Annotated in this window: 23 protein-coding genes and 1 pseudogene; 15 read left to right on the top strand and 9 right to left on the bottom strand. The window is 65.3% G+C overall.

Going from position 1 to position 22,326, the window contains the following annotated elements:
* Positions 1-797 precede the first annotated feature (797 nt).
* The 3 genes from AC1DRO_RS20395 (at position 798) to AC1DRO_RS20405 (ending at position 2,604) form a co-directional block, all read left to right on the top strand.
* A complete protein-coding gene (locus AC1DRO_RS20395) occupies positions 798-1,691 on the top strand; it encodes an SDR family oxidoreductase (protein ID WP_476952224.1) in 894 nt (297 codons plus the stop codon).
* A 213-nt stretch (positions 1,692-1,904) separates the two neighbouring features.
* Positions 1,905-2,180, top strand: coding sequence for a hypothetical protein (locus AC1DRO_RS20400; RefSeq protein WP_476952225.1), 276 nt, complete (start codon positions 1,905-1,907; stop codon positions 2,178-2,180).
* 118 nt (positions 2,181-2,298) lie between these two features.
* Positions 2,299-2,604: a DUF1905 domain-containing protein gene (locus AC1DRO_RS20405; RefSeq protein WP_476952226.1), complete on the top strand. Its 306-nt coding sequence runs from the start codon at positions 2,299-2,301 to the stop codon at positions 2,602-2,604.
* A gap of 83 nt (positions 2,605-2,687) precedes the next feature.
* Here the strand turns inward: AC1DRO_RS20405 and AC1DRO_RS20410 are convergent, their stop codons facing one another.
* From AC1DRO_RS20410 to AC1DRO_RS20420, 3 genes are all read right to left on the bottom strand, one after another.
* Positions 2,688-3,155, bottom strand: coding sequence for a hypothetical protein (locus AC1DRO_RS20410; RefSeq protein ID WP_476944462.1), 468 nt, complete (start codon positions 3,153-3,155; stop codon positions 2,688-2,690).
* Between the two features lie 427 nt (positions 3,156-3,582).
* Positions 3,583-3,924: a YciI family protein gene (locus tag AC1DRO_RS20415; RefSeq protein ID WP_476952227.1), complete on the bottom strand. Its 342-nt coding sequence runs from the start codon at positions 3,922-3,924 to the stop codon at positions 3,583-3,585.
* 172 nt (positions 3,925-4,096) lie between these two features.
* Positions 4,097-4,483 carry a VOC family protein gene (locus AC1DRO_RS20420; RefSeq protein WP_476952228.1) on the bottom strand — a complete coding sequence of 129 codons (387 nt, stop codon included), beginning with the start codon at positions 4,481-4,483 and terminating at the stop codon, positions 4,097-4,099.
* 193 nt (positions 4,484-4,676) lie between these two features.
* On the opposite strand from AC1DRO_RS20420, the gene AC1DRO_RS20425 reads away from it, so the two are divergent.
* Entirely contained in the window at positions 4,677-5,156 is a 480-nt protein-coding gene (locus AC1DRO_RS20425; RefSeq protein WP_476952229.1) for a hypothetical protein, read from the top strand.
* A gap of 142 nt (positions 5,157-5,298) precedes the next feature.
* Here the strand turns inward: AC1DRO_RS20425 and AC1DRO_RS20430 are convergent, their stop codons facing one another.
* Entirely contained in the window at positions 5,299-5,475 is a 177-nt protein-coding gene (locus AC1DRO_RS20430; RefSeq protein WP_476952230.1) for a hypothetical protein, read from the bottom strand.
* A gap of 320 nt (positions 5,476-5,795) precedes the next feature.
* Between AC1DRO_RS20430 and AC1DRO_RS20435 the strand changes: the two genes are divergently transcribed.
* Together AC1DRO_RS20435 and AC1DRO_RS20440 are read left to right on the top strand one after the other, a co-directional pair.
* Positions 5,796-7,646 (top strand): AfsR/SARP family transcriptional regulator, encoded by a 1,851-nt coding sequence (locus AC1DRO_RS20435; RefSeq protein WP_476952231.1) that lies wholly within the window; start codon positions 5,796-5,798, stop codon positions 7,644-7,646.
* An 85-nt stretch (positions 7,647-7,731) separates the two neighbouring features.
* Positions 7,732-7,914 carry a PspC domain-containing protein gene (locus tag AC1DRO_RS20440; RefSeq protein ID WP_028275253.1) on the top strand — a complete coding sequence of 61 codons (183 nt, stop codon included), beginning with the start codon at positions 7,732-7,734 and terminating at the stop codon, positions 7,912-7,914.
* A gap of 192 nt (positions 7,915-8,106) precedes the next feature.
* Here AC1DRO_RS20440 and AC1DRO_RS20445 read toward each other — a convergent pair whose 3' ends face one another.
* The gene (locus AC1DRO_RS20445; RefSeq protein ID WP_011690916.1) at positions 8,107-8,310 is read right to left on the bottom strand and encodes a cold-shock protein; all 204 of its coding nucleotides are present in this window, start codon (positions 8,308-8,310) and stop codon (positions 8,107-8,109) included.
* A gap of 322 nt (positions 8,311-8,632) precedes the next feature.
* Here AC1DRO_RS20445 and AC1DRO_RS20450 point away from each other — a divergent pair, with 322 nt between their 5' ends.
* The gene (locus tag AC1DRO_RS20450; RefSeq protein ID WP_476952232.1) at positions 8,633-9,016 is read left to right on the top strand and encodes a TfoX/Sxy family protein; all 384 of its coding nucleotides are present in this window, start codon (positions 8,633-8,635) and stop codon (positions 9,014-9,016) included.
* A gap of 6 nt (positions 9,017-9,022) precedes the next feature.
* On the opposite strand, the gene AC1DRO_RS20455 is transcribed toward AC1DRO_RS20450, so the two are convergent.
* Entirely contained in the window at positions 9,023-9,760 is a 738-nt protein-coding gene (locus AC1DRO_RS20455) for a hypothetical protein (protein ID WP_476952233.1), read from the bottom strand.
* A 229-nt stretch (positions 9,761-9,989) separates the two neighbouring features.
* On the opposite strand from AC1DRO_RS20455, the gene AC1DRO_RS20460 reads away from it, so the two are divergent.
* The 5 genes from AC1DRO_RS20460 to AC1DRO_RS20480 all read left to right on the top strand — a co-directional run bounded on the left by AC1DRO_RS20460 (position 9,990) and on the right by AC1DRO_RS20480 (position 17,482).
* Positions 9,990-10,568 carry an HNH endonuclease gene (locus AC1DRO_RS20460; protein ID WP_476952234.1) on the top strand — a complete coding sequence of 193 codons (579 nt, stop codon included), beginning with the start codon at positions 9,990-9,992 and terminating at the stop codon, positions 10,566-10,568.
* Between the two features lie 132 nt (positions 10,569-10,700).
* Positions 10,701-12,143: a DUF3375 domain-containing protein gene (locus tag AC1DRO_RS20465; protein WP_476952235.1), complete on the top strand. Its 1,443-nt coding sequence runs from the start codon at positions 10,701-10,703 to the stop codon at positions 12,141-12,143.
* The gene (locus AC1DRO_RS20470; RefSeq protein WP_476952236.1) at positions 12,140-12,790 is read left to right on the top strand and encodes a DUF4194 domain-containing protein; all 651 of its coding nucleotides are present in this window, start codon (positions 12,140-12,142) and stop codon (positions 12,788-12,790) included. Before AC1DRO_RS20465 ends, AC1DRO_RS20470 begins: the two co-directional genes overlap by 4 nt.
* Entirely contained in the window at positions 12,787-16,191 is a 3,405-nt protein-coding gene (locus AC1DRO_RS20475; RefSeq protein ID WP_476952237.1) for an ATP-binding protein, read from the top strand. The genes AC1DRO_RS20470 and AC1DRO_RS20475 overlap by 4 nt, the downstream gene beginning before the upstream one ends.
* A 73-nt stretch (positions 16,192-16,264) precedes the next feature.
* Positions 16,265-17,482, top strand: a complete 1,218-nt coding sequence (locus AC1DRO_RS20480; protein WP_476952238.1) for a Wadjet anti-phage system protein JetD domain-containing protein — start codon at positions 16,265-16,267, stop codon at positions 17,480-17,482.
* Positions 17,483-17,487: 5 nt separating this feature from the next.
* On the opposite strand, the gene AC1DRO_RS20485 is transcribed toward AC1DRO_RS20480, so the two are convergent.
* Both AC1DRO_RS20485 and AC1DRO_RS20490 read right to left on the bottom strand, forming a co-directional pair.
* Complete coding sequence (locus tag AC1DRO_RS20485) at positions 17,488-17,814, bottom strand: type II toxin-antitoxin system PemK/MazF family toxin (protein ID WP_476952239.1); 327 nt, start codon at positions 17,812-17,814, stop codon at positions 17,488-17,490.
* A complete protein-coding gene (locus AC1DRO_RS20490; protein WP_476952240.1) occupies positions 17,811-18,014 on the bottom strand; it encodes an antitoxin MazE-like protein in 204 nt (67 codons plus the stop codon). Before AC1DRO_RS20490 ends, AC1DRO_RS20485 begins: the two co-directional genes overlap by 4 nt.
* 285 nt (positions 18,015-18,299) lie before the next feature.
* On the opposite strand from AC1DRO_RS20490, the pseudogene AC1DRO_RS20495 reads away from it, so the two are divergent.
* Positions 18,300-19,589: pseudogene (locus AC1DRO_RS20495) on the top strand (flavin-containing monooxygenase).
* Between the two features lie 44 nt (positions 19,590-19,633).
* On the opposite strand, the gene AC1DRO_RS20500 reads toward AC1DRO_RS20495, so the two are convergent.
* Complete coding sequence (locus tag AC1DRO_RS20500; protein ID WP_476952241.1) at positions 19,634-20,401, bottom strand: hypothetical protein; 768 nt, start codon at positions 20,399-20,401, stop codon at positions 19,634-19,636.
* 636 nt (positions 20,402-21,037) lie between these two features.
* Between AC1DRO_RS20500 and AC1DRO_RS20505 the strand changes: the two genes are divergently transcribed.
* On the top strand, positions 21,038-21,340 hold the full coding sequence (locus AC1DRO_RS20505; RefSeq protein ID WP_476952242.1) for a hypothetical protein: 303 nt from the start codon (positions 21,038-21,040) through the stop codon (positions 21,338-21,340).
* 569 nt (positions 21,341-21,909) lie between these two features.
* The coding region (locus tag AC1DRO_RS20510) for a hypothetical protein (RefSeq protein ID WP_476952243.1) at positions 21,910-22,326 on the top strand (417 nt) is incomplete at its 3' end.

The following is a 22,326-nucleotide window of genomic DNA, read 5'->3' on the forward strand; positions in this document are numbered from 1 at the left end:
ACGCCGCCAGCGTTCATCCTGAGCCAGGATCAAACTCTCCGTTGAAGTAAAACAGACACAACACGCGCCCCCGGGAAAACGGGATGCACACGCTGCACAAAATTTGAAACCAGCTAAAAACACCAGACCACACCACGGGGTGGCGGGCCCGGCAAATTCAACCAATTCAATACAATAAATTGGTATCAACAAACTTGGCACACTATTGAGTTCTCAAACAACAGACACACCCGGCACCACCACAACCAAACAAACAGTCAAGGATCGCTCCGGAGCAACTTTTCAAACTTACCCGATCTTGGAAGTCTTTGCAAATTCGCATTTCAGCGACTTACATTCATCCAAGAAGGTCCCCGCCGTTATTTAGCACGCAAATTCGCGAACCATTTTCAGGCCGTTTAGAAGGGGGTCGGTCGCTTTCTTTCCGCATCAGCGGCGGCGACTCGAATTACTTTACACGCCCGGAGGACCCTGCACAAATCGGCCCCCTGAGGCGTCCCCTGGCGTCACATTCCCCGGGTCCGCGCGGATTTCGGCAGCCCCGGCCGCCCCCAAGAGCCAGCCGGCCGCCGTCGGGCTTCTATGGAGTGGGTCACACGCCGCAGGTTCCGCCTGACAGAGAGGAGCCGTGCAACCTCCCAGCGAGCAGCCGCCTCCAGGCGACTGCCCGCCCTACCTAGCCGCCAGGTCCGTTGCGCCGGAACCGCCGCACTGGCTAGGGTTGATTGTAAGCATGCTTAGCATGTGCGTGGAGTGCGCATTGTCCGCGCTGAGACCCCAACATCCGGAGGAGCATCATGACGGATCAGTACACCTTCAAAAACCCGGTAACAGCGTACGAACACATCTCACCCCCGAAGCAGAGCCAGCCAGAACCCGGCCTGGATGCCAAGCTGACCCCGAAGGCGGACCTGGGCGAGGACACGTACCGCGGCACCGGCCGGCTCGAGGGCCGCAAGGCGCTCGTGACCGGAGCGGACTCCGGCATCGGCGCCGCCACGGCCATCGCGTTCGCACGCGAGGGCGCCGACGTCGTCCTCTCCTACCTGCCCGAAGAGGAGGAGGACGCCACCCGCATCGCGAACCTGATCGAGAAAGCCGGGCGCAAAGCGATCAAGGTTCCCGGTGACCTCAAGGACTCGGCGACGTGCCGCGAGCTGGTGGACACTGCGGTGCGTGAACTGGACGGTTTGGACATCCTCGTGAATAACGCCGGCAAGCAGGTGGCGCAGGAGGACATCGGTGAGATCACCGACGAGCAGTTCGACCACACGCTGAAGACCAACGTCTACGCCATGTTCTGGCTGACCAAGGCCGCCGTGCCGCACCTGCCGCCCGGGTCCGCCATCATCAACACCACCTCCATCCAGGCCTACAACCCCTCGCCGACGCTGGTTGATTACGCCACCACCAAGGCCAGCATCAACAACTTCACCAAGGGTCTGGCCCAGCAGCTCGCCCCGAAGGGAATCCGGGTCAATGCGGTCGCACCCGGGCCCATCTGGACGCCGCTCCAGCCCAGCAGCGGGCAACCGACGGAGGCCCTGCCTGAGTTCGGCAAGGACACTCCCCTTGGCCGGGCCGGCCAACCGGCAGAGCTGGCCCCGGCCTACGTGTTCCTGGCATCCGCGGAGTCCAGCTATGTCGTGGGCGAGACGCTCAACGTCAACGGCGGCAGCCCCACGCCCTAGTCCATCGCCGTATTCCGGCGCGAACGCCGCGTAAACCGGGTGGTCTTTCCCCACAGCGTCAGGCTGCTCGGGGAAGGGCCGCTGTTCATGGAGGTGACCCTAGACGGTATGCGGGACAGGGGTCTGGATGAAGCTTCGCCCCGGGCCTATATTTTGCTTAACGGCAATAGCGCGGTCGCACCAAAACGGGCGCGGCGTGTTCAGGAGGAGACCATGACCCCGACACCTAAACAGCCTTTGACTGACGACAGCATCAAAGTCCGTCAGGTCAGCCATTACCAGTTCAGCTGGGTGGCGGGCGACCCCGGAAAGCCTGGCACCTGGACGCTTCAGCTGGTCCTTGATCAAGGGGCATGGGAAGAGCTCCTGACACTGGACGGGCAGGATGCCGAGAACCTGCAGGCGCTCCTTTCCGCGTCGGCGACCGTCTTTTACGATGTGCCGCGACGGACCCTGATGTTCGGGACCACAGCCTCGGGGCAGCACTAGTCGCTTCCGCCGCGCTATTCACTCCCTGCTATGGCACTGCCACCCTGACAGGATGGAACGATCTCTGGGCAGGCCGGCACTCACCGGGCCGACCTTTGGACCGTGCCACACTAAGAGCGTGACGACGTCGTACGCGTTCCGAGCCGAGCTGTGGCACTACCCCGAGCAGGCAGGCTGGCACTTCATCACCTTGCCGCCAGACCTGGCGGAGCAGTTCAAGGACCAAGCCGCTCCGTTCCGGAAGGGCTTCGGTTCGTTGAAGGTGAAGGCCTGCATCGCCGGGCAGCGGTGGCGGACGTCGCTCTTCCCGGACAGCAGGACCAACTCGTATCTCCTCCCCGTCAAGAAGGCCATTAGAACCGCGGCCGGCATTCGCGCCGGCGATGAGGTGGACGTGGAAGTCGAGCTGATTCTGGAGGGCTGAAAACAGGGACTGGATTGCAGGGGTAACTGCAGGGCGACCCGAACGCTTCTGCTGTCTGCTGAGACGCTGGTTGAAGGAACAGCTCACCGCGCCGGAGATGCCTCCACGAACGCCACTTGCGTGGCGTATTGCTGATAGAGCTTGACGGCCTCGTCGATCTCGATGTGACCGAAGTTCAGCGAGACCTGCAGCCCCTCCAGCTGGGCGCTGGCGGTCTCGGCTGCGCTCACACGGTCCGCCACGGAACGGGACGTGGCAAAGTTTGTCGCCAGCGCCGCCGCAACGGAGCAGATCACCGCCAGCAGACACAGTCCGCGCCACACAATCGAGTCGTCGGCCAGGTTGAAGATGTTCGCCACCGCTTCAGTGAACCCGGTGCCACCGGCGGCGGGGCCGACCGTGAACGCAGCGGCCAGCGCACTGCCCACGATGCTGATGCTGGCCAGCCGGGAGCGCCGTGGCCGTTCCCTGCCGAGGTAGGACTGAAGGTCCCGTTGCTTCTCGTCGATGCGGTTGGACAGCCTTTGCCGCGTATCGGATGTTTCGTCCATGATCTGGTCCCCGGTTCCCTCGCCGATCGTGTCCGCACGCCTGGAAAGTGGGATCCGGGCCGCCAGCGGTCCACCGGTTCCCCCGGATTCCCCCCAGCCGGGACGGGAACTCCCCCGCCCCGTTGCCGGCTCTCCTCCCGAAACGCGCACACGTTTAGGATGCTCCCGCGCCACTGCGGGTGTCTAGACACTTGACCGACGACGCCGGTGTTCCCCGCCCGTCCGGGGCGGGCAACGGTACTCCGAGAGTCTCCCGCTGCCGCTATTCGTTCGTCGGCGTCCTGGCGTCAGCTCCCGCGTGCATGGCGGTCTCGGTGGGAGGCCGCCAGATTGGCGTGCCGTCGAGTGAGAGGTCAGCCGGTGGAGCAGTCACATGGGCCGTGATCCCCTGGGCGCGGAGCTCGGCCTCCAGAATGAGCAGCATCCTCTAGCTGGCGGGGTCGTATTGGAAAGCGCGCACCTCTTGCGCGCAACGGCAGGCGACCGCGATCTTCGCTGCCCACTCCAAGGCCGCATCGTAGGAGGGCAGCTCCAGCACCGAGTAGCCGCCTTCGAGCTGCGTCGTCTGCGGGTAAGTGCCCTCGCTCACGGTCCCGTCGCCGTCGACCATGACGGGCGGGATGCTCTCATCGATGCCGCCGCCGAATACCCAGACGCCGGCGTCCTTCGCCTCCTGGACGACCGCGTGCGACGCATCCGAAACAGCCTGCAGCTCTTCGTCAGGAAAGACCATGGCGGCACTCGGAAACGAGATCAGATACTTGGTCATTCGCGTCGACTCCTTCTTCGCAGCACGGTGAATCGCGTCCATCCTCGCCGATGCCCTCGCGCCGCGCAACGATCTAGGCGGTCCCGCGGAGGCCGGTGCTTGCTCGCGGATCCGCTTTCGGACGGCCGGCTCCTTTTGCGGTCCCGGTGGCCGTGACGGCGAACCTGGGACGTCAAACAGCACCCGATCCGTACGGGCGCGTGATTGCTTCAAGGAAATGCCCGTCAGGATCCGCGAAGTAGACGCCGCGTCCGCCGTCGTTGTGGTTGATCTGCTGTGGGCGGGACCGTCCCGGGTCCGCCCAATAGGGGATGCCCTCGGCCTGGATCCTTGCGAAGATACCGTCGAAGTCCTCCTCGCTGACCAGGAAGGCGTAGTGCTGCGGGGCGATGGGCCGGTCCGCCGTGGCGAAATCGAGGGCCACCCCGTGGTCAAGGGGAACGGTCATGAAGGACCAGATGGCTTGGGGTTCCGGCAGCCCGAGCACGTTGGCCAGGAACTTCGCCGACCGCCGCTTATCCGTTGCGTAGACGATGGTGTGGTTGAAAGCGACCGTCATGGCGACCTCCTCCGGTGTGGTTGTCTGAGACCATCTGACATCCGGCACTCTTCAGATTTCAAGAGCGCCGGCTACGTCCACGGAACCTTCATGGCGCCAGTCTCAGCAGGGAAACATAGGCTGCGATCACGACGCCGGCCCGGGCCCCAGTCTTCGAGCGGAAGCCCTTGACGGGCACTGTCATACTGACGCCATGGCAATCCGAATGACACGGCGTGGAACGGTACTGCTGCGGTACGGCGCCGCGGCTGCCCTGCTTGTCGCTGCCCAGCTGGCGGGCTTTTGGTTCCACTCAGCCGGCATGTACCAAGGCACCGCGAACGTTCCGCTCGCCGAATTTCCGGAGGACGTGGACGTTTTCTACGTTCTGACCTTCGCGCCCTCCATCATCGGACTCAAATACCTGATCTACGACTTCGCGGTTAGGGCGTTTACCAAGACCTACAGGACTCCTGCGCTGCTCGTCTTCTTCTTCGTCGGCTACGCGGCCGCATTGGCCATCGACGCTGCATGCTTATTTTCGGCGTCGAAGCCAATAGCCGATGCAGGGTTCGCCATCATGGGCGCGATTTTCCAAACACCGTTGGTCCTCTTCGCATTTGGGACCGCAATCGCCGCGACGGTCCTTTTAAAAGACCGGCCTCCTCAGACCGGGGCTGCGCAGGCCCCGTGAACGGACGCGGCGATAACAGCACGCCGCCACGAAGCGCAGAACTCCACACGGCACCGCACGACGTCGGGCCTGACCCCCGCCTCCATGCTGGAGGCGGGGGTCAGGCCCGTGCGGATACTGGCGTGTGGCTGCCGGGATTCAGTCAGCCCTGGAGGGACCGCAGGGATGCGTACGATTCGCTGGGCAGGTTGCCTGCCATCCAGGGGCGGGTGGACCGGATGGGAGGGGTGTGGCCCCGGCCGTCGCGGACGACCGCGACGATGGTGGCGACGGCTGCGAAGACCAGGAGTCCGGCGAGCAGGAGAGCGGCAAATTCCATGTGAAGAGCACCTCGGGCGAGTGATGGAGCTGGTTGTTGGGGCTGATGATGAATCAGGTTTGTTGGGCCGGAATCCCGGGCGATCGGTGCGGGTTTGGTTTTGCGGCTGGGGTTCAGGTTTCCGGTCCTTTTGTGGGGACATGTCCAGTTTCCGCACCCACCGTGTGAGCCACCGTGTGAGCATTTTCCGCTGTGGTTTTTCCGCCCGCTTCCGGCTCCCTTCGGCTCCGATCCCGCGCCGGCCGGGCGCCGTCGTTCTCCCGCCTCACGCTCACCGTCTGCCCCTCCCGCTCCCCCACCAGCGGCGTAGCATGACTCTTATGGCCGAGACTTGGATCCGGCTCCTCGGTCCGCCCCGGATCGAGTCCGCTGGCACCGCACCCCGGCAGCCCCGGGGCCGCAAGGCGTGGGCTGTGCTGGCCTACCTCGCGCTGCAACCGGGCGGCACCGGCCGGGCCCGGACGGCGGCTCTCCTGTTCCCCGATGCCGAGGACCCCCTCGGCGCCCTGCGCTGGAACCTCTCCGAGCTGCGCCGGACCCTCGGCGCGGATTCGGTCGGCGGCGACCCGCTGCGGCTCGTGTTGCCGGCCGGCTGGAACTGCGATGTGCTGGCGGCCCTGCAACCAGCCGGCGGCGCAGACCCCCGCACCTTCGACGGCGAACTCCTGGAGGGACTCGCCTTCGAAGAATGCCCGGCTTTCGAGTCCTGGCTGGAGGACCAGCGGCACCGGCTCGAGAACTCTGTCCTGACGCTGCTCTACGAGGCATCGCTCGCCGCGCTGGCGGCCGGAAGGGCGGACGACGCCGTCGACCTCGCCACCCGCGCGCTGCACCTGGACCCCTTCAACGCCGACTGCCACGCCGTGCTGATCAAGGCCCTGCTCGCCCTCGGTGACTACCGGCGGGCGCGGGAACAGGCCGACAAGTGCCGCGAGCTCTACCGCCGGGAGCTCGGGCTCGGCGTGCCCGCGGAGGTGCGCCGGGCACTGGCAGATGCGGCGCCCCCGGCCGAGCCCGGGCTGCCGGCCAGTTCGGCGGCGGTGCGGTCCTACCTGGATGCCGCCGAGGCCTCGCTCTCGGCCGGCTCGGTGGACCGCGGACTGGAGCAGTTGCGCCTCGCAGCCGAGATCGCGCAACGGACCGGCGACCACCATCTGCTCGCCGAATCGCTGGTCACCTTGTCCGGGGCGCTGATCCATCAGGCCGGCGGCCGCGGCGCCGAGGTGGCCGATCTCCTGCACCGGGCTTTACGAACAGAGGCGCTCAAGTCGGAAGGATTGGACCAGGAGCCGCTGGCGTCGGGGGGACGGAACCCCGGGCGGCCGGCGTCGCGGGTGGCGGCGGCCGCGTACCGGGAGCTGGGCTATTTGTCCGTGCAGCGGGGCATTCCGGACCGTGCGGCCGGCTGGCTGGAGCAGGCGGCCCGGGCGGCGGACGGCTTCGACGACGAACGCTCCAGGATCCTGGCCATCCAGGGCATGGCGGCTTCGGACACCGCGCATTACGGCGAGGCGCTGGCGGCTTTGGCCGAATCGAGCCGGCTCGCCACCGCCGTGGGTGGCCGCCGTCTGTTGGCGTTCAGCACGGCCCTGGCCGGCCGGGTGCATCTGCTGCGCGGGGATTTGGAGCCAGCGGCCGAATGCCTGGACCGGGCCCAGGAACTGATCGCGGCCGAGCACTGGACGGCGTTCGAACCCTTTGTCGCCGGGCTCCGCGGCGAGACGTTCCTCGCCGCAGGCCGGCTGGAGAACGCTGCTCCCCTGATCGACCGTTCGTGGGTGATGGCCGACGTCGCCGGCGACCACTGCTACCTGACCCTGGCCGCGGGGGCCAAGGCCCGGCTCAGCATGGCGCTGAATGATCAGGCCGCGGCCGAATCCTGGCTGAAGCGGGGGCTCGACACCACGCCCTGGTATCTCTGGTACCGGGCGCGGCTGCTGGACACGGCCGCCGAGGTCGCGATCGACGCCGGCTCCCCCGCCGCCGGGGACTACGCCGACCGGTTGGGCACCATGGCCAGCCGCGGCGCACTGCGCGAACTCGTGGTCCGGGCGCACTCGCACCGGGCGGTCCTGGGCGACACCGCCGCCGCGGAGACCATTCCGTGGCTGGCCAAGGACATCGACAACCCGGCGCTGAACACGTACCTGGCGCGGCGTGGGCAGCTCTGATCAGCTGCGGCGCGTGCTGTGGCACTGGGCGGCAGGGGCGAAAGACACTGCTGACTGGACGGGCGCCTGGTGCTACGGTAGCGAAATGTCAGCAACCTTGGTTCGCCCCAGACGCGGCAAAATCTTCGCAGGCGTGTGCGCTGCCTTGGCCGACCGTTTCGAAGTCCCCCGGGCATTTGTCCGGCTCGGGTTCATGTTCTTCGGCTTGTTCGGTGTGGGTGAGTTCGTCTATGTCGCGTTGTGGATCCTCATCCCCCGGGACGACTAGCTGCCGATTTGTAGTGCTGGACCCGGCGCGGGAGCCCTGGCCGGCATGAGGAGTGCGGCGGGCGGACGACGGCGGTGCCGCGCCGTGGTCGTCGTGCCTGTCTTGGAAGCACGGGTGGGTTAAACAAAAGCAGGGCCCGTCCGAAGACGGGCCCTGCTCGAAACCTAACGGTCCCGGGTATCTAAAAGGAAATTAGATAGCCTGGATGTTGGTGGCCTGGGGACCCTTGGGGCCCTGCTCGGTTTCGAAGGAGACCTTCTGGTTCTCTTCGAGGGAGCGGAAGCCGGAGGAGTTGATCGCAGAGTAGTGTGCGAAAACGTCCTGTGAGGAGTCATCGGGGGAAATGAAGCCGAAGCCCTTTTCAGCGTTAAACCATTTGACGGTACCAGTAGCCATTATTTTTGTCCTTCGTGAAGGTGGAGGAACTGTCCCGACTTTCGGGTCCTCCTGTTTGGGGTGCTCAAAACCGCTGCTTCAGAAGAACATGGGCTTTCGACCATGCGTACTGCCTGAACTACGAACTGCATAAACACAACAACAGGATCAACCATACAGGAGATTCCGGACACCAATTACCACAACCCCGTCGAGCCACCCTCCGCGGCAGCCCGCCGGGCACCGCGCCAGCCCTCTGCGCGCCCTGCCTGTGCCGTGCCCGGCCGCGGGCATATCCTGCAGGAAGACCAGCCCGCGATCGTCAGTTACCGGAGGAAGACCCATGGAAATGCCGAAAGCGTCCGACGCCGACAAGGAGCACTTCCGCTCGGTGCTGCCGGACCATCCCGAGGTGGTCGTCAAGCCGATGTTCGGCAACCTGGGCGCCTTCGTGAACGGCAACATGTTCGCCGGCCTGTTCGGCCCCACCATCGGCGTGAAGCTGGCCGAGGCGGACAAGGAGATGCTGGAAGGCACCGAGCGGACCGTCCCGTTCGGGCCGCCGGAGCGCCCCATGGGCGGCTACACCGGGTTGCCGGAAGTCTGGAACGCCGAGGGCGACGGCGATGAGGCGCGAGCCAAGGCCTGGGTGGCGAAAGCATTTGAGCACGTGGCCGGACTGCCGCCGAAGGAACCGAAGGTTTCGAAGCCCCGGCCCAAGAAGTAGCAAGACTTAGGGCATTACAACATTCACGAGTTCTGACCGGCTGCCGGTTTCCAGGTCCTCGGTGAGGGCCAGCGCACCGATCTGGGGGCAGTGATACTTGTACTCGCGGGAGTTCTTTTCAAGCGGCGTCCAGTCGTAGACCTTGATGCAGTCGGTGTAGGTGCCGGATTTCGTGGAGACGGTCTCGCCGGTAGCCACAGTGTCCCGCATATCTTCCGCGTGGCCAACGTAAAATTCCTGCTTGTAGGAGTCGCCGACGCGCTGCTCGGCCTTCATCCAGATCCCGGCTTTTGCGCCGTCTTTTCCATGGAGAAAGCTGCCGGAGTGGTTCACCAAGATTCCATTCGAGTAGTTGTCCACGTCCTCGCCGAAGTACCAGACGTCGCCGTTTTTGTGTTGCGCCAGATAATCCCGGGTTTCCTCTACGAGCTGCCCGCTCTTGTACTCCGTGTCCAGATAGACCACCGTCTCAACACCGTCTATGGTCCGCGTCTCCGGCAGTATTTCGATCTCGATCCTCTCGGTGACTCTTCCTTGCTCGGTGGTCTCGTACGTCAGTTTCTTGCCGACAGGGAGCGCAAAGTATTTGTTGGTGATTTCGGTGGTGAAATCTGCCGGGTTGATCTGCGGGTTGTACTCCGCGGCCCCGTTCCTTTTGGTGTTGTCGAGGGCAAATAATGTCACCCCGCCAACCACCAGCAACAGGACGATCACACCAAAGAAGATTTTGTTTCGTCGATTCATGACCGTTCCCCCTCCTTCTGAGTAGAAATTCCTGCAGGGGGCGGAGCACCGTTGCTTGCCCGTGGCCATAGAAAAAAGCTAGCGCAGTCCGCACTGAACCAGAACACCCTCGGCGAAACGCCCCGCTTGAAGAGGCACCGGCTCCCCGTAGCGCCAGCGAAGGTACGATCTGTCTCAGCGAGCGGGACGCCCGTCTTCATCTTTCCGGAGTCTTTATGGGGGAGACCAAATGCTTGAATTGAAACGCATCTACTGGACGCGCCAATTACTCCGGTTGGCCATGGCCGCCTTGACGGTGTGGATCTTCGCCGCTGCCATCCTGTCGCTCGTGGCGCGTTCCGGGAAAGCAACTGCGGTACGACCACCCACGACCGTCACGGCCATCTTTACTGGAATGTTCGACGGCGTGCTGGCGGCCGTCGCGCTTCCCGGCGTACTCGCCGTCGTCCTGACCATTAGCGCGTCGGTAATCCGGGCGAGGGACGTGAAGCGCCGCGATCCGGTCCGGCGCTTCAGCCGCCAGCAGCGCCGCGAAGGCATGTCGCGGGCAGAGGGCCAGTGCGAGATGGAGGCCGGTTTCCGGCGCCGTTGTTCCCGTCCTGCGGAACATGGTGACCATTTCTACCCGTGGTCCAAGGGCGGATCCACCAGCCTGCGGAACTTCGTCGCCGCGTGCAGCAGCTGCAACCGCGCGAAAGCCGCCCACATCCCGTCGCCAGGCCAGCAGGAAAGACTGGAACGACGACGGCGGACGTACGTAACGGCTGAGGATGCGGTCGCCGTCGGGGAACGGCAGTCTCTCCCGTAGTAGCGACATCCTGCTGTCTTCCGCCATCTGCTATCTGCCGGCCCACGTTGCAACTCCTTGTCCGCAGAAAATGTCCGCGGCGCCCTTTAGAGTGAACGTAGGACGTGAGGCGGGCAACACCACGAGGACCGGATGGACTATTACGCAATCAACGCCCTGCGCGAAAGCCATGCAGGCTGGTCCCTGCTGCGCGCCCAGAACGCGCCTCTCGCCATCTCGTTTTTCATGGCCGCCTTCACTGGCCCCAACCAGCGGAACCTAGGCCGCCAGCAGCTCATCGACAGCCTGGACGATGTGCTCTTCGGCTTGCGGGATGCCTACGGCGAGGACAAGTTTCCGCGTCAGGCCTCGGAGTACCTCGACGACTGGGCCGCCCCCGAGAGGGCCTGGCTGCGGAAGTACTACATCCAAGGCCAGGACGAGCCGCGCTACGATCTCACCGCGGCCGCGGAAGACGTTGTCCGCTGGGTGGAGGGCCTGCGCGGACGCGACTTCGTGGCCACCCAGTCCCGGCTCACCAGCATCTTTGCCGTCCTGGAGCGGCTGGTCCAGCAGTCGGAGACCGATCCCGAAGTGCGGCTCGCCGAACTGCAGCGGCAGCGCGACGGGATCGACGCCGAGATGCAGCGGATCCGGGACGGCAACATACGCGTCATGACAGGCCCGGAAGCACTGGACCATTTCCAGCAGCTGACCGCCCTGGCCAAGGACCTCCTCTCGGATTTCCGCGAGGTCGAACAGAACTTCCGGAAGCTGGACCGCCAGGTCCGCGAGCAGATCGCCACCTGGGACGGCACCCAGGGCGAGCTCCTGGAATCGATCTTCGCCAACCAGCAGGACATCAGCAGCTCCCTGCAGGGGCGTACTTTCCAGGGCTTCTGGGACTACCTCATGTCCCCGGAATCCCGAACAAGACTGCAGGAACTCCTCCAGCGCGCCACCCAGATCGAGGCTCTCGCCCACGCGGACAACCTCCACTCCGTGGTGAACCTGCACCAGGACTGGCTGCCCGCCGTCGAACAGACCCAGGGCACCGTCCGCCAGCTGTCCCAGCAGATGCGCCGGCTGCTCGACGACAAGGTGTTCCTTGAGAACAAGCGCATCATGCAGCTCATCCGGAGGATCGAGTCTGGCGCCCTCGCCACCCGGGAGCAGCCGCCGTCGGGGGACTTCATGACCATTTCGGCCCCGTCAGTGGACATTACGCTGCCCTTCGAACGGCCGCTGTATGAGCCGACTCGGCGGGTGATGGTGGACGACGACGTCCTCACGGCCGACGACGCGGACGTGGACGCCGGCGCCCTGTTCAGCCAGTTCCACGTGGACAAGGAACGGCTCAAGGCCAATATCGACGCAGTCCTCGCCGAAGCGGAACAGACCACCCTCGCGGAGGTCACCGCCGCCTACCCCGTCTCGCAGGGCCTGGCGGAAATTGTGACCTACTACCAGCTGGCCACGGAGTCGGACTGGGCGAGCATCAACCCGGAGGCCTCCCAACAAATCGCTTGGCAGCTGTCCGACGGCAGCATTCGCGAAGCGACCCTCGAACAGATCATCTTCGGAAGGCCAGCATGAACCCGGCAGCGAATTCCCCAGCCACTGCAGAAACGGAACTCCGCACACGCGAGGAACTTCCCGGCGTCGTCACACGGCTGTTCAAAGGTGTCCTCTACGCCGAAGGGGACGAGAAGCTCTGGCAGTCGCTGCTGGGCTTGTCCTCCCAGGTCCGCGACTACGTTTCCGTGCTGGGTCTGGACCTGATCCTGGACGAATCCGAGGGCTACGCATTCCTGAAGTCGCGCGAGGACCCCGATAGCAATCTCCCCCGGCTGATTCCGCGGCGGCAGCTGACCTTCAACGTCAGCCTGTTGCTGGCCCTCCTGCGCGGCCGGATGCTGGAATTCGACACCAACAGCAGCGAGCTCCGGCTCATCATGACCGAGCAGGACATCGCGGACATGGTCGCCGTCTTCCTGCCCGAATCCAGCAACGAAGCCAGGACCATGGACCGACTCGCCACCGACATCAAGAAGGTGGTGGAACTCGGCTTCCTGCGGCGGCTGAAGGGCCAGCCGGGTACGTACGAGGTGGTCCGCATCCTCAAGGCGTTCGTGGACGCCCAGTGGCTGGAGGAGTTCGACGCGCGGCTGGCAGACTACCGTGCCACTCTCGCTGGGACGCCGGTTAGCGGGTCAACCGCAGCGGAGGAGGACACCAAGTGACCGCTGACCTGCAGGACACCTTGTTCAGCCTGGAGGAAACGACGGACGACGGCGGCACTCCCCCCGGTTTCCGGCTGCACCGTCTGGAGCTGCTGAACTGGGGCACGTTCCACCAGGGCGTGCTGACGTTCCGAATGGACGGTGCCAACAGCCTGCTCACAGGTGACATCGGCTCCGGTAAGTCGACGGTGGTCGATGCCATCACCACCCTGCTGCTGCCCGCGAACCGGATCGAGTACAACAAGGCGGCCGGCGCGCAGAAGAAGGAGCGCTCACTGACGTCGTACGTGCGCGGCTTCCACAAGAGCACGCGCAGCACGGGCGGCGAGTACTCCAAGCCGGTGGCACTGCGTGGGACCGGCGCCCTGACCGTGGTGCTCGCCGTCTTCCACAATGCCGTGCTGGACAAGTCGGTCACCCTGGCCATCACGCTGTGGGCCACCCAGGAAGCGGGTCAACCCAGCCGCTTCTACTCGTTGGCTGAGGCGGACCAGTCCATCGCTGCGGACTTCTCAAACTTCGGGCAGGACCCCGCGAAGTTGAAGAAGAAACTCCGCGCCGCTGGTGTCGCCGTCCATGACAGCTTTGAGCCCTACGCCGCAGCGTTCAAGCGGCAGTTCGGGATCAGCGGCAACCAGGCCATGGAACTGTTCCACCGCACGGTGTCCATGAAGCAGGTGGAGAACATCACCTCCTTCGTGCGCACCAACATGCTGGAGGAAGACAAGGTCGGCGAGCGTATCGGCAACCTCATCCACCACTTCGACGACCTGAAGATGGCCCACGACGCGGTGCTCCGGGCCAAGGACCAGATCACCCTGCTGACGCCGATCAGGGAGGGTGCCGCCCAGCACGCGAATCTGAGCCACGAGTACGACCAGGCCAGCGAACAGCGCCGCCAGCTGCATCCCTGGTTCACGGACCGGAAGCTGCAGCTGAGCCTGGAACACCAGTCGGAGCTGGAACGCACCGGAGAGCGACTCCAGGAGGACAGCACAAAACAGCGCACCGAAATCACCGGGAAGCGGCACGAGCTTTCCGCCATCCAGGAGGACATCCGCACCAACGGCGGCGGCCGGCTGGCGGCCATCGACGCTGACGTTGCACGGCTGACTGACCAGTCCCGGACCCAGCGGCAGCGCTTCGAAACCTACGGTGCAGCAGCGAAGGATCTCGGACTCCGGCCCCCGGAAGATCGGGTGTTGTTCGACGCGAACCGGGCCCGGCTCGGTGAGGTCGAATCGCAGCTCGGCGCCCAGTCCGATGAGCTCCAGGACGGCCGCACCCGGTGGGCCATCACCCGCACCGAACAGACGGCCCGGCTCACTGAGATCGGCGCCGAACTGCGCAGCCTGCAGTCCCGCCCCAACCTGCTGCCGCTCCCCCAGCTGGAGCTCCGCCGTCGGCTGTGCGACGGCACCGGAATCACGGAAGCGGCGCTGCCGTACGCCGGGGAACTGCTGCGGGTCCGCGACGGCGAGGGCGCGTGGGAGGGCGCCGCGGAACGCACGCTGCACGGTTTCGCGCTGTCCCTGCTGGTCCCGGCCGATCAGTACGCGGCGGTCAGCAGCTGGGTGGATGCCAACAATCTGCGCGGCCGGCTGGTCTACCTGCGGATCGGGGAATCCCCGGCGGCCAGGACGGCGGAGCCGGGCACGCTGGCCACGAAGATCGCCATCAAGCCGGGCACGCCGTTCCGCAACTTCCTGCTGGATGAACTCGCCACCCGGTTCGACCATGTCTGCTGCGACACCCTCGAGGACTTCCGCCGCTACCCGAAGGCGCTGACCGTCAACGGCCAGCTCAAGGGCGTCCGCGGCAGGCACGAAAAGGACGACCGGCGGGAGCTGACGGACCGGCGCAACTATGTGCTCGGCTGGGACAACCACGACAAGATCAGCCGCTTCCTCGCCGAACAGGACGAGGTCAAGGGCCAGCTCGGGGTGACGGAGACCCAGCTGAAAAAGGTCAACGCCTCCCTGGGCGATCTGGGCAGGCAAAACCAGCAGCTCGGTATCGTACGCGGGGTGGCCGACTTCGGCGAGATCAGCTGGCAGCTCACGGCCCGGCGGATCGAAGAGCTCAAGGCCGAGAAGCTCGAACTGGAGACCGCCAGCGACGTACTGAAGCGGCTCACGGCCAAGGAATCCGCGGTGACCGCCGAGCTGGAGCGGCTCGAGGAAAAGGCCGGCAAGCTGCGTGAACGCCTGGGCGCCAACGAGAAGGACGGCAGGGACATCGCGGAGGCGATCGAGGAATGCCGCGGCATTCTCGCGGAGACACCGCTGACGCACGACGGCGGGGTGCTGGCCGCCGTCGAACAGCTCACCACCGCGGCGCTCGGCGACAAGACCCTGACGTACAAGAACACCGGCACGGCGGAGAGCTCTGTCCGTTCCGGGCTGACGGACATGATTGATGCCCTGTCCAAGCGCATTGCCCGGGCCGCGGAAAGCACAGTCCGGCTGATGGCCGACTTCCGCAACAAGTACCCCACCGAGACCACGGACATCGACGCCGCCCTCGAGGCCGCCCCGGACTACACCCGGCGGCTGGAGCAGCTGGTCAGCAACGATCTTCCCCGCTTCGAGGCCCATTTCAAGGAGTCGCTGAACCAGAACACCATCCACGAGGTGGTCGCGTTCAACGCCTTCCTGGACAGCCGGCGGCAGGACATCGTGACCCGGATCGGCGAGATCAACCATTCGCTGGCCGGGATCGAGTACAACCCGGGCCGGCACATCCAGCTGGAGCACCAGAACACCTCGGACCAGGACGTGCGCGAGTTCATGTCGGACCTGCGGGCGTGCTCGGAGGGGACCATCGGCGACGAGGACCAGTACTCGGAGCAGAAGTATCTGCAGGTGGAGCGCCTGATCGAGCGCTTCCGCGGGCGTGAAGGCCTGACCACGCTGGATGAGCGGTGGACGGCCAAGGTAACCGACGTGCGGAACTGGTTCACGTTCTCCGCCTCGGAGAAGTGGACCGAGACCGGCGAGGAGTTCGAGCACTTCACCGATTCCGGCGGCAAGTCCGGCGGCCAGAAGGAAAAGCTGGCGTACACGATCCTCGCCGCGGCGCTGGTCTTCCAGTTCGGGCTGGGGTCGGCGGCCGGGGGTACGTCGGCGGCTGCGGCCGGGAAGAAGCCCGGCCGGAGTTTCCGGTTCGTGGTGATCGACGAAGCGTTCGGCCGCGGATCCGACGAGTCCGCGCGCTACGGCCTGCAGCTGTTCCAGCGCATGAACCTGCAGCTGCTGATCGTCACACCGCTGCAGAAGATCCACGTGATCGAGCCGTTCGTCTCGCACGTGGGATTCGTGGCGAACACCAACGGCGACGACTCCCAGCTGCGCAACATGACCATCCAGGAATACCGCGACGAACGGGACCGGCGTGCCTAAGCGGCGTCCCGAGGGCACCGAGCCGAGCTTGCGAGGTTTGGGAAGGGACTTCCCCGCGGAGTCTTGGACTACCTTGGCAGGACTCCGGGCGCAGTCACTGAAGGCGTGGAACAGCGGCGCCCTGCTACGGGAGCTGCTGGAACCATCCGGAGCCTACCCGCGCCGCCGTTCGCTGAAACGTCCGACGGCGGCAGCCCTGTTGAGCGATTACGCTGCGGCCCATCGGTGGGCTGCTGAGCTGTTCGCCGGGGCCGGCCCGTACGAGCTGGAAACAGTGGAGGTGGGCAGCCGCACGGTGGGCTCCAACCGGATTCCGGCCGCGGCAGTGTTCGCTGCCGTGGAGGACGAGATCGGCTTTGTCGGGAAGTCCCGTGAGGCGGCGCGGTTCCGGGAGCTGGCCGCGGGCCTCGGGGAGCTGGATCCGCTGCTGCTGGACTGGGCTGCGCGGCGCCCGCTGAAACTGCTCGAACTGGATTCTGATTCCCTGACGGCGGCTCGGGCCGCGCTGTGGCTTCGGGACAATCCCGCGCCGGGAATCTACGTCCGGCAGCTGGGGCTGCCCGGCGTGCACACGAAATTCATTGAGCGCCACCGGCAAGTCGTAGACCAGCTGCTGGCCGCCGTCGCTCCCCTCTCCGAGGTTGGCGACGTGGAAGCCGACGCCGAGGCGGCCGTGGAGCCGGTCGAGCCGGAAGTTGCCCTGGACGACGGTGGCGGCCGTACTCCGGCGGCACGGTTCGCCCGCCGGCACGGGTTCCTGCATCCGCCTGAGCTCGTCCGGTTCCGCGTCCTGGATCCGGGGATGCCCACTCTGGGCGACGCCCGGGATATCACGGTCACAGCTGAAGCCTTCAGCACGCTGCAGCTGCCGGTGGAAACCGTGATTGCGACGGAGAACCAGGTCAATTTCCTTGCCCTGCCGGAGCGTCCCGGAACGCTGGCCCTCTATGGAGCCGGCTACGGCTTTTCGTCCCTGCGGGATGCGGCGTGGCTGCGTGATTGCACGATCTTCTACTGGGGCGACATTGACACCCACGGCTTCCGGATCCTGGACCAGCTCCGTGCCGTGCACCCGCATGTGGAGAGCGTGCTGATGGATACGGAAACACTCCTCTCGCACAGGGATGCCTGGGGCAACGAGGCGTCACCGTCGCGGGCTGCGCTGACCAGGCTGACGCCGGATGAGGCTGCGCTTTACGAAGCGCTTGGCAACGACACCTACGGACCGGCCGTCCGCCTGGAACAGGAGCTGATCCGCTGGGATTTGGTTCGGGAACGGCTTTGTGGCTGAACCGGTCAGCGCCCCAGCCCAAGAAAGACCGCAAGGGACTGCTCAACGGCAACCATGGTCTTGGCATCTATTCGGCCTATCCGCTGCCCAAGGTTGGCCCGCCTCACAGTTGTGAGCTTGTCCACCATGATCTGGGTGTGTTGCGTCAAGCCGGTGAGCTGTCCGGGGTCAACGGTCAGCCTCAGCAGCGGGGCATCCGTCAGGTGAGTGGTTAGGGGCAGAAGCGTGACCGACTCCGAGGCCGCAAACAGGTCGTCCTGGATTATGAGTGCTGGCCGTGGTTTCTGCGCATATGTTCCCCCCGAGACCGTCCACAGCTCACCGCGATTCACTCCGGCCAGTCTTCCGCGATCTGTTCGATGAAATCTTGGTCGTCGTAGGCATGGTCGGCGGCCGCGACCGCCAGTGCTTGCCGCCGGGCCTCGACCCTAAACTCCTCTGTCCGCGTATCCGGAACCCACATCTGAATCTGCCGGAAGCCACGCTCCCGCATGGCAGCTCGGTGCCGTGCTGCACCGTCCCTTACGCCCATAAATCAAAGTTACATGTGGCACTATTCAGCGGCACCCGGCATGGACAATGTCCAGGCTATCCCGTGCTCCGACGGCTGCCGCCGGCAGTGCGGCCCCCCGCCGTCGTCGGGCACCTGTACGCGGCGACGCTGCGGGCATATCCTGCCAACAAATCCAGCCCTGCCCTTTAGCTACGGGAGGAGAACCATGGAGACACTGACGGTGACCGACGCGGAGAGGGCGTCTGCCCAAGTCGCAAGCGTGCCCTTGAAGGCGCGCACCACAGAGGCCGCCAGGCAGTAGCCATGCCGTCCCCCGAAGCAGCCGCCCGACCTGCGGCTCCGCAAAGCGTCAACACCCTTATCATCGGGGCCGGGCAGGCCGGCTTGGCCACGAGCTACTGGCTGAGCCGGGCCGGCGTCGAACATCAGCTGCTGGAACGGCGCGAAACGCTTGGCGGGGCGTGGCAGGACCGGTGGGACGCGTTTTGCCTGAACACGCCGAATTTCTCGCTCGCGCTGCCCGGCATGCCGTATGACGGCCCCGCCCCGGAGGCATTCATGCTGCGAGATGACCTCATCGGCCATTTCCGGCACTATGCGGAGAGCATCGATGCTCCTGTCCGGACGGGTGCGGATGTCGCGCGTATCGCGCCCGCGGATGGCGGCGGCTTCGACGTTGCCACAACCCAGGGCAGCTGGCGGGCCCGGAACGTGGTGCTCGCGACCGGCGGTTACCAGGAGCCGAAAATTCCCGCGCTGTCGGCGTAACTGCCCAGCCGCATCCTGCAACTTCACACCGACAGCTACCGCAACCCGGGCCAACTGCCCGACGGTGCCGTGCTCATCGTTGGCACCGGCCAGTCCGGCGGCCAGATCGCCGAGGAACTGCTCGCCGTCGGCCGCGAAATCCACCAGGCCGTGTCCACGTGCCCGGAAGCACCGCGCCGGTACCGCGGCCAGGACCTCCTCTATTGGATGATGCAGCTTGCACAATTCGGCCCCGACTACGGACTGAACGGCCTCACCGTGGGGCAGCTGCCCTCCCCCGCGGCGAGGTTCGCCTGCAACCCGCTGGTGTCCGGCGCCGACGGCGGCCACGACATCCACCTGCGGGACCTCGGCCGGCGCGGCGTCCGGCTGCACGGCCATTTGGAAGCAGCCGACGACGGCGACCTCGTATTCAGTGATGACCTTCCGGAACGCCTGGGCCTGGTCGAGGCGGCCTTCTACCAGCGGATGAAGCCGATGTTCGACAGCTATATTGCCGCCACCGGCATGTCGGCACCGGAGCCGGAGCCGCCGCGCAAGGACGACTGGCTTCCTTCGGAGCCGGCGCGGCTGAACCTCGAAGCCGCCAACGTCACATCCGTGCTCTGGGCCACAGGCTACCGGCTGGACTTCAGCATCTTGGACATCCCGGTGCTGGACGAATGGAACTACCCCCGGCACCACCGCGGCGTCACCGAACACCCGGGCTTGTACGCCGTCGGGCTGCCGTTGCTGACGGGGCACGGCTCGTCCATCGTGGCGGGCGTGGGCCGCGAGGCCGAGAACATTGCGCAGCACATCGCCGGGAACATCGCCGCCCGGTGAAGGCGACGCTGCCGCCCGGTGAAGGCGACGCTCAAGAGGGTCGGCTACCCCGCGCAAGGCCCGTCGAAGTCCACCGGTGCAGCGAGGCCGGTCAAGCTGAACCATTCCCTGGCCCATGCCTGGACCGAGGGTAGCGCAAGTTGCTCGGCAACAAGCTCAGGCGGCCCGTCGAACACGGACTTTCCCACCTCCAGGAGGTCCCCGGCGCCGCTGCCAGCGAGGAGCCCGAAGAGGGCAGGCTGGTCTAGGAAGGGAAGCTTCCCGCCGTCGCCAGCGGTCAGCACGCCCCAGCGCGAGGTGAACAGCGAAAACTCCTCCGGACGTTCCCCGTGGTCCGCCACGAGCGGGCAGGCGTCGCCGTCGAGCTGGATCCGCCGGTAGTTGGGCTCCGTTTCGTCGAGGGCCATCAGTTGGACATCGTCCAGCCACGACAGCCAGACGGCCGTGCTCTCTCCCATCAGCGGATACGGGGCGGCGGCGATGTATCCGGCCTTGCTCACGTGGGCGGAGTGGCCAACGGCGATGTTGTGGAGTTGGCCCCGGACCAGCGGCAGGACCGTGCTGACGGGCTGGCGGTAGTTGGCGAATTTCCGCCGCATCACGTCGGCGCTTGAATTCGAGCCGATGGAGACCACCAGGGAACGGGCTTCCAGCGGTGCAGCGCCGGCTTGCGCGAGGGCCTCATCCAGTCCGGCTGAAAGCTCAAGGGACCGGAACTCATTGCCGTCCATGACACCCGAGACCGCGGGCGGGTCCCACGGATACAGCAGCGGATCGAGCTGGCCGGCGCCGGCGGCCCCGCTCAGTCCCATGGAGTCAGCCGGGTGAGACCGTCGGCATGGTGCTGGAGACTAATCAAGGTGACGCGCTTTCGTGGTTCGGGACTTCCAGTGTCCCGCACTTTTGGGCGAACCGGACCTTCGGCGCTTAAGGAGCCGGCCAGCCCGCGCCGCTTCGGTGCGAGGGAATTCCTGCAAGCGGGCCTGGCAGGCGGGGCTGTCCATGAGCTACTGGCTGGCCCGGCACGGTGTGGAGCACGAGGTGCTGGAGCGGCGGGATGCCCTGAGTGGGGCGTGGCAGGAGCGGTGGGACTCGTTCTACCTGCACGCCCAACTTCTCGTTCAGGCTGCCGGGGCTGACGACGGTCCCGAGCCGGATGCCTTCTTCCCCCGCGACGCCGTCATTGACCTGTTCTGCAACTGCGCAACAGATCGCCGCGCCGGTGCAGCTGGGCACCGAGGCCACCCGGATCGCCAGCGCGGGCGACCGCTTCAGCGTGGAAACCACCGGCGGGTGCTTCACGGCAGAGAACGTGGTCCTGGAGAAGGGTGCATCAGGGGATTCTAGGTGGCGCAGGCCCTCTCCCCCACCGCCCGGTTTATGTGCAATCCGCTTGTCTCCGGCAACGACGGCCGCCACAGCATACACCTGCGGGAACTGAGCCGGGCGTGCGGCTTCACGGCCGCTTTGAGGGAGCGGACGACGGCGTACTCGCCTTCAGCGACGACCTGCCCGGACGTCTGGACATGGTGGAGGCCGGGTTCGGCCACCGCCTGAAGCTGATGGCGGACGCGTACATCGAGGCGGGGGGCATTGACGCGGCCGCCGAACCGTCCCAGGACGATCCCCGGCTCCCCGAGGAGTACGGCGCGCGGCTGAACCTGGACGCGGAGAACGTCACGTCCGTCATCTGGGCCACCGGCTACGGCCTGGACTTCAGCTTCCTGGACATCCCGGTGCTGGACGAGTGAAACTACCCCCGGCTCTCCCGCGGCGTCACTGAGGTTGCCGGGCTGTACGCCGTGAAGCTGCCGTGGCTGACCGGGCACGCCTCGGCCACGCTGGCGCTGGTGGGCGAGGACGCCCGATACGTAGCCGGGCACATCTCCGGGAGGGAGCCACGGGGTAATCGAACGTCTCTTCGCCGTTTCGACGCCCACCGCGGAGACCAGCTCATCAGCGAGATGGACCTATGAACGAGTACGGTCCGGGATGGCCGGCCCGCCCATGACAGGCATCGAAGAGCACTTTCCAGTCAGCCTTGGTCGACATCCTTGGGCATTCATCATCCCTTCACGTTCCCCGTGTATGTCACTTTGGGACGCCACCACCGTGTGACGTCCCGCCTGCACCTGTGAAGCCCACAGGAATCGGCGGCGCTCATAGAAATAGCAGGGCGTATGGAAGGAGGTACAAGACCGGAACCCAACCTCATTGCACTCGAATATCGTGTTTCAAACTGCTGCGAGCCGGTTCCACAAATTCCCCCAAATCGTGGCGATCCACACTGGTCGTATTCTAAAAGTGTTTATCATCAATTATGACTCAAAGTACCCAACATGACAGCAGTCGCATCTTCCAGAAGCGCCGAGCAATGTGGCTCCACGCAATGGCCATCAGGTTAATGGATGGCCAGCCATTGAACGAAGCACAGAAAGATCACCTCGATCACGGAACTCCACTGTCCCCGATTGAGGAGGCCATGCTGGCCGTACATGTGGGCGTGAGCCATCTATACGGCTTCGGCGAGGAAGACATAGCCGTCGGGTCTTATCTTGCCTTTGAAGTCTCAGAACGAACGATTTCCAGGTGGCGGAGCGGTGACTTTGACCCTCGTTTGAGCAGTCAGCTTATTTTGGTCTGGTTTGCCTTTTTTCAAGTAGGACGCGACACGGGGACTATCCGCAAGTCACTTCTCACGGAACTCGCCAACAGTCCGCTATATGGCACCTTAGTC

The sequence above is a fragment of the Arthrobacter sp. P4_F11 genome, from assembly GCF_056401395.1.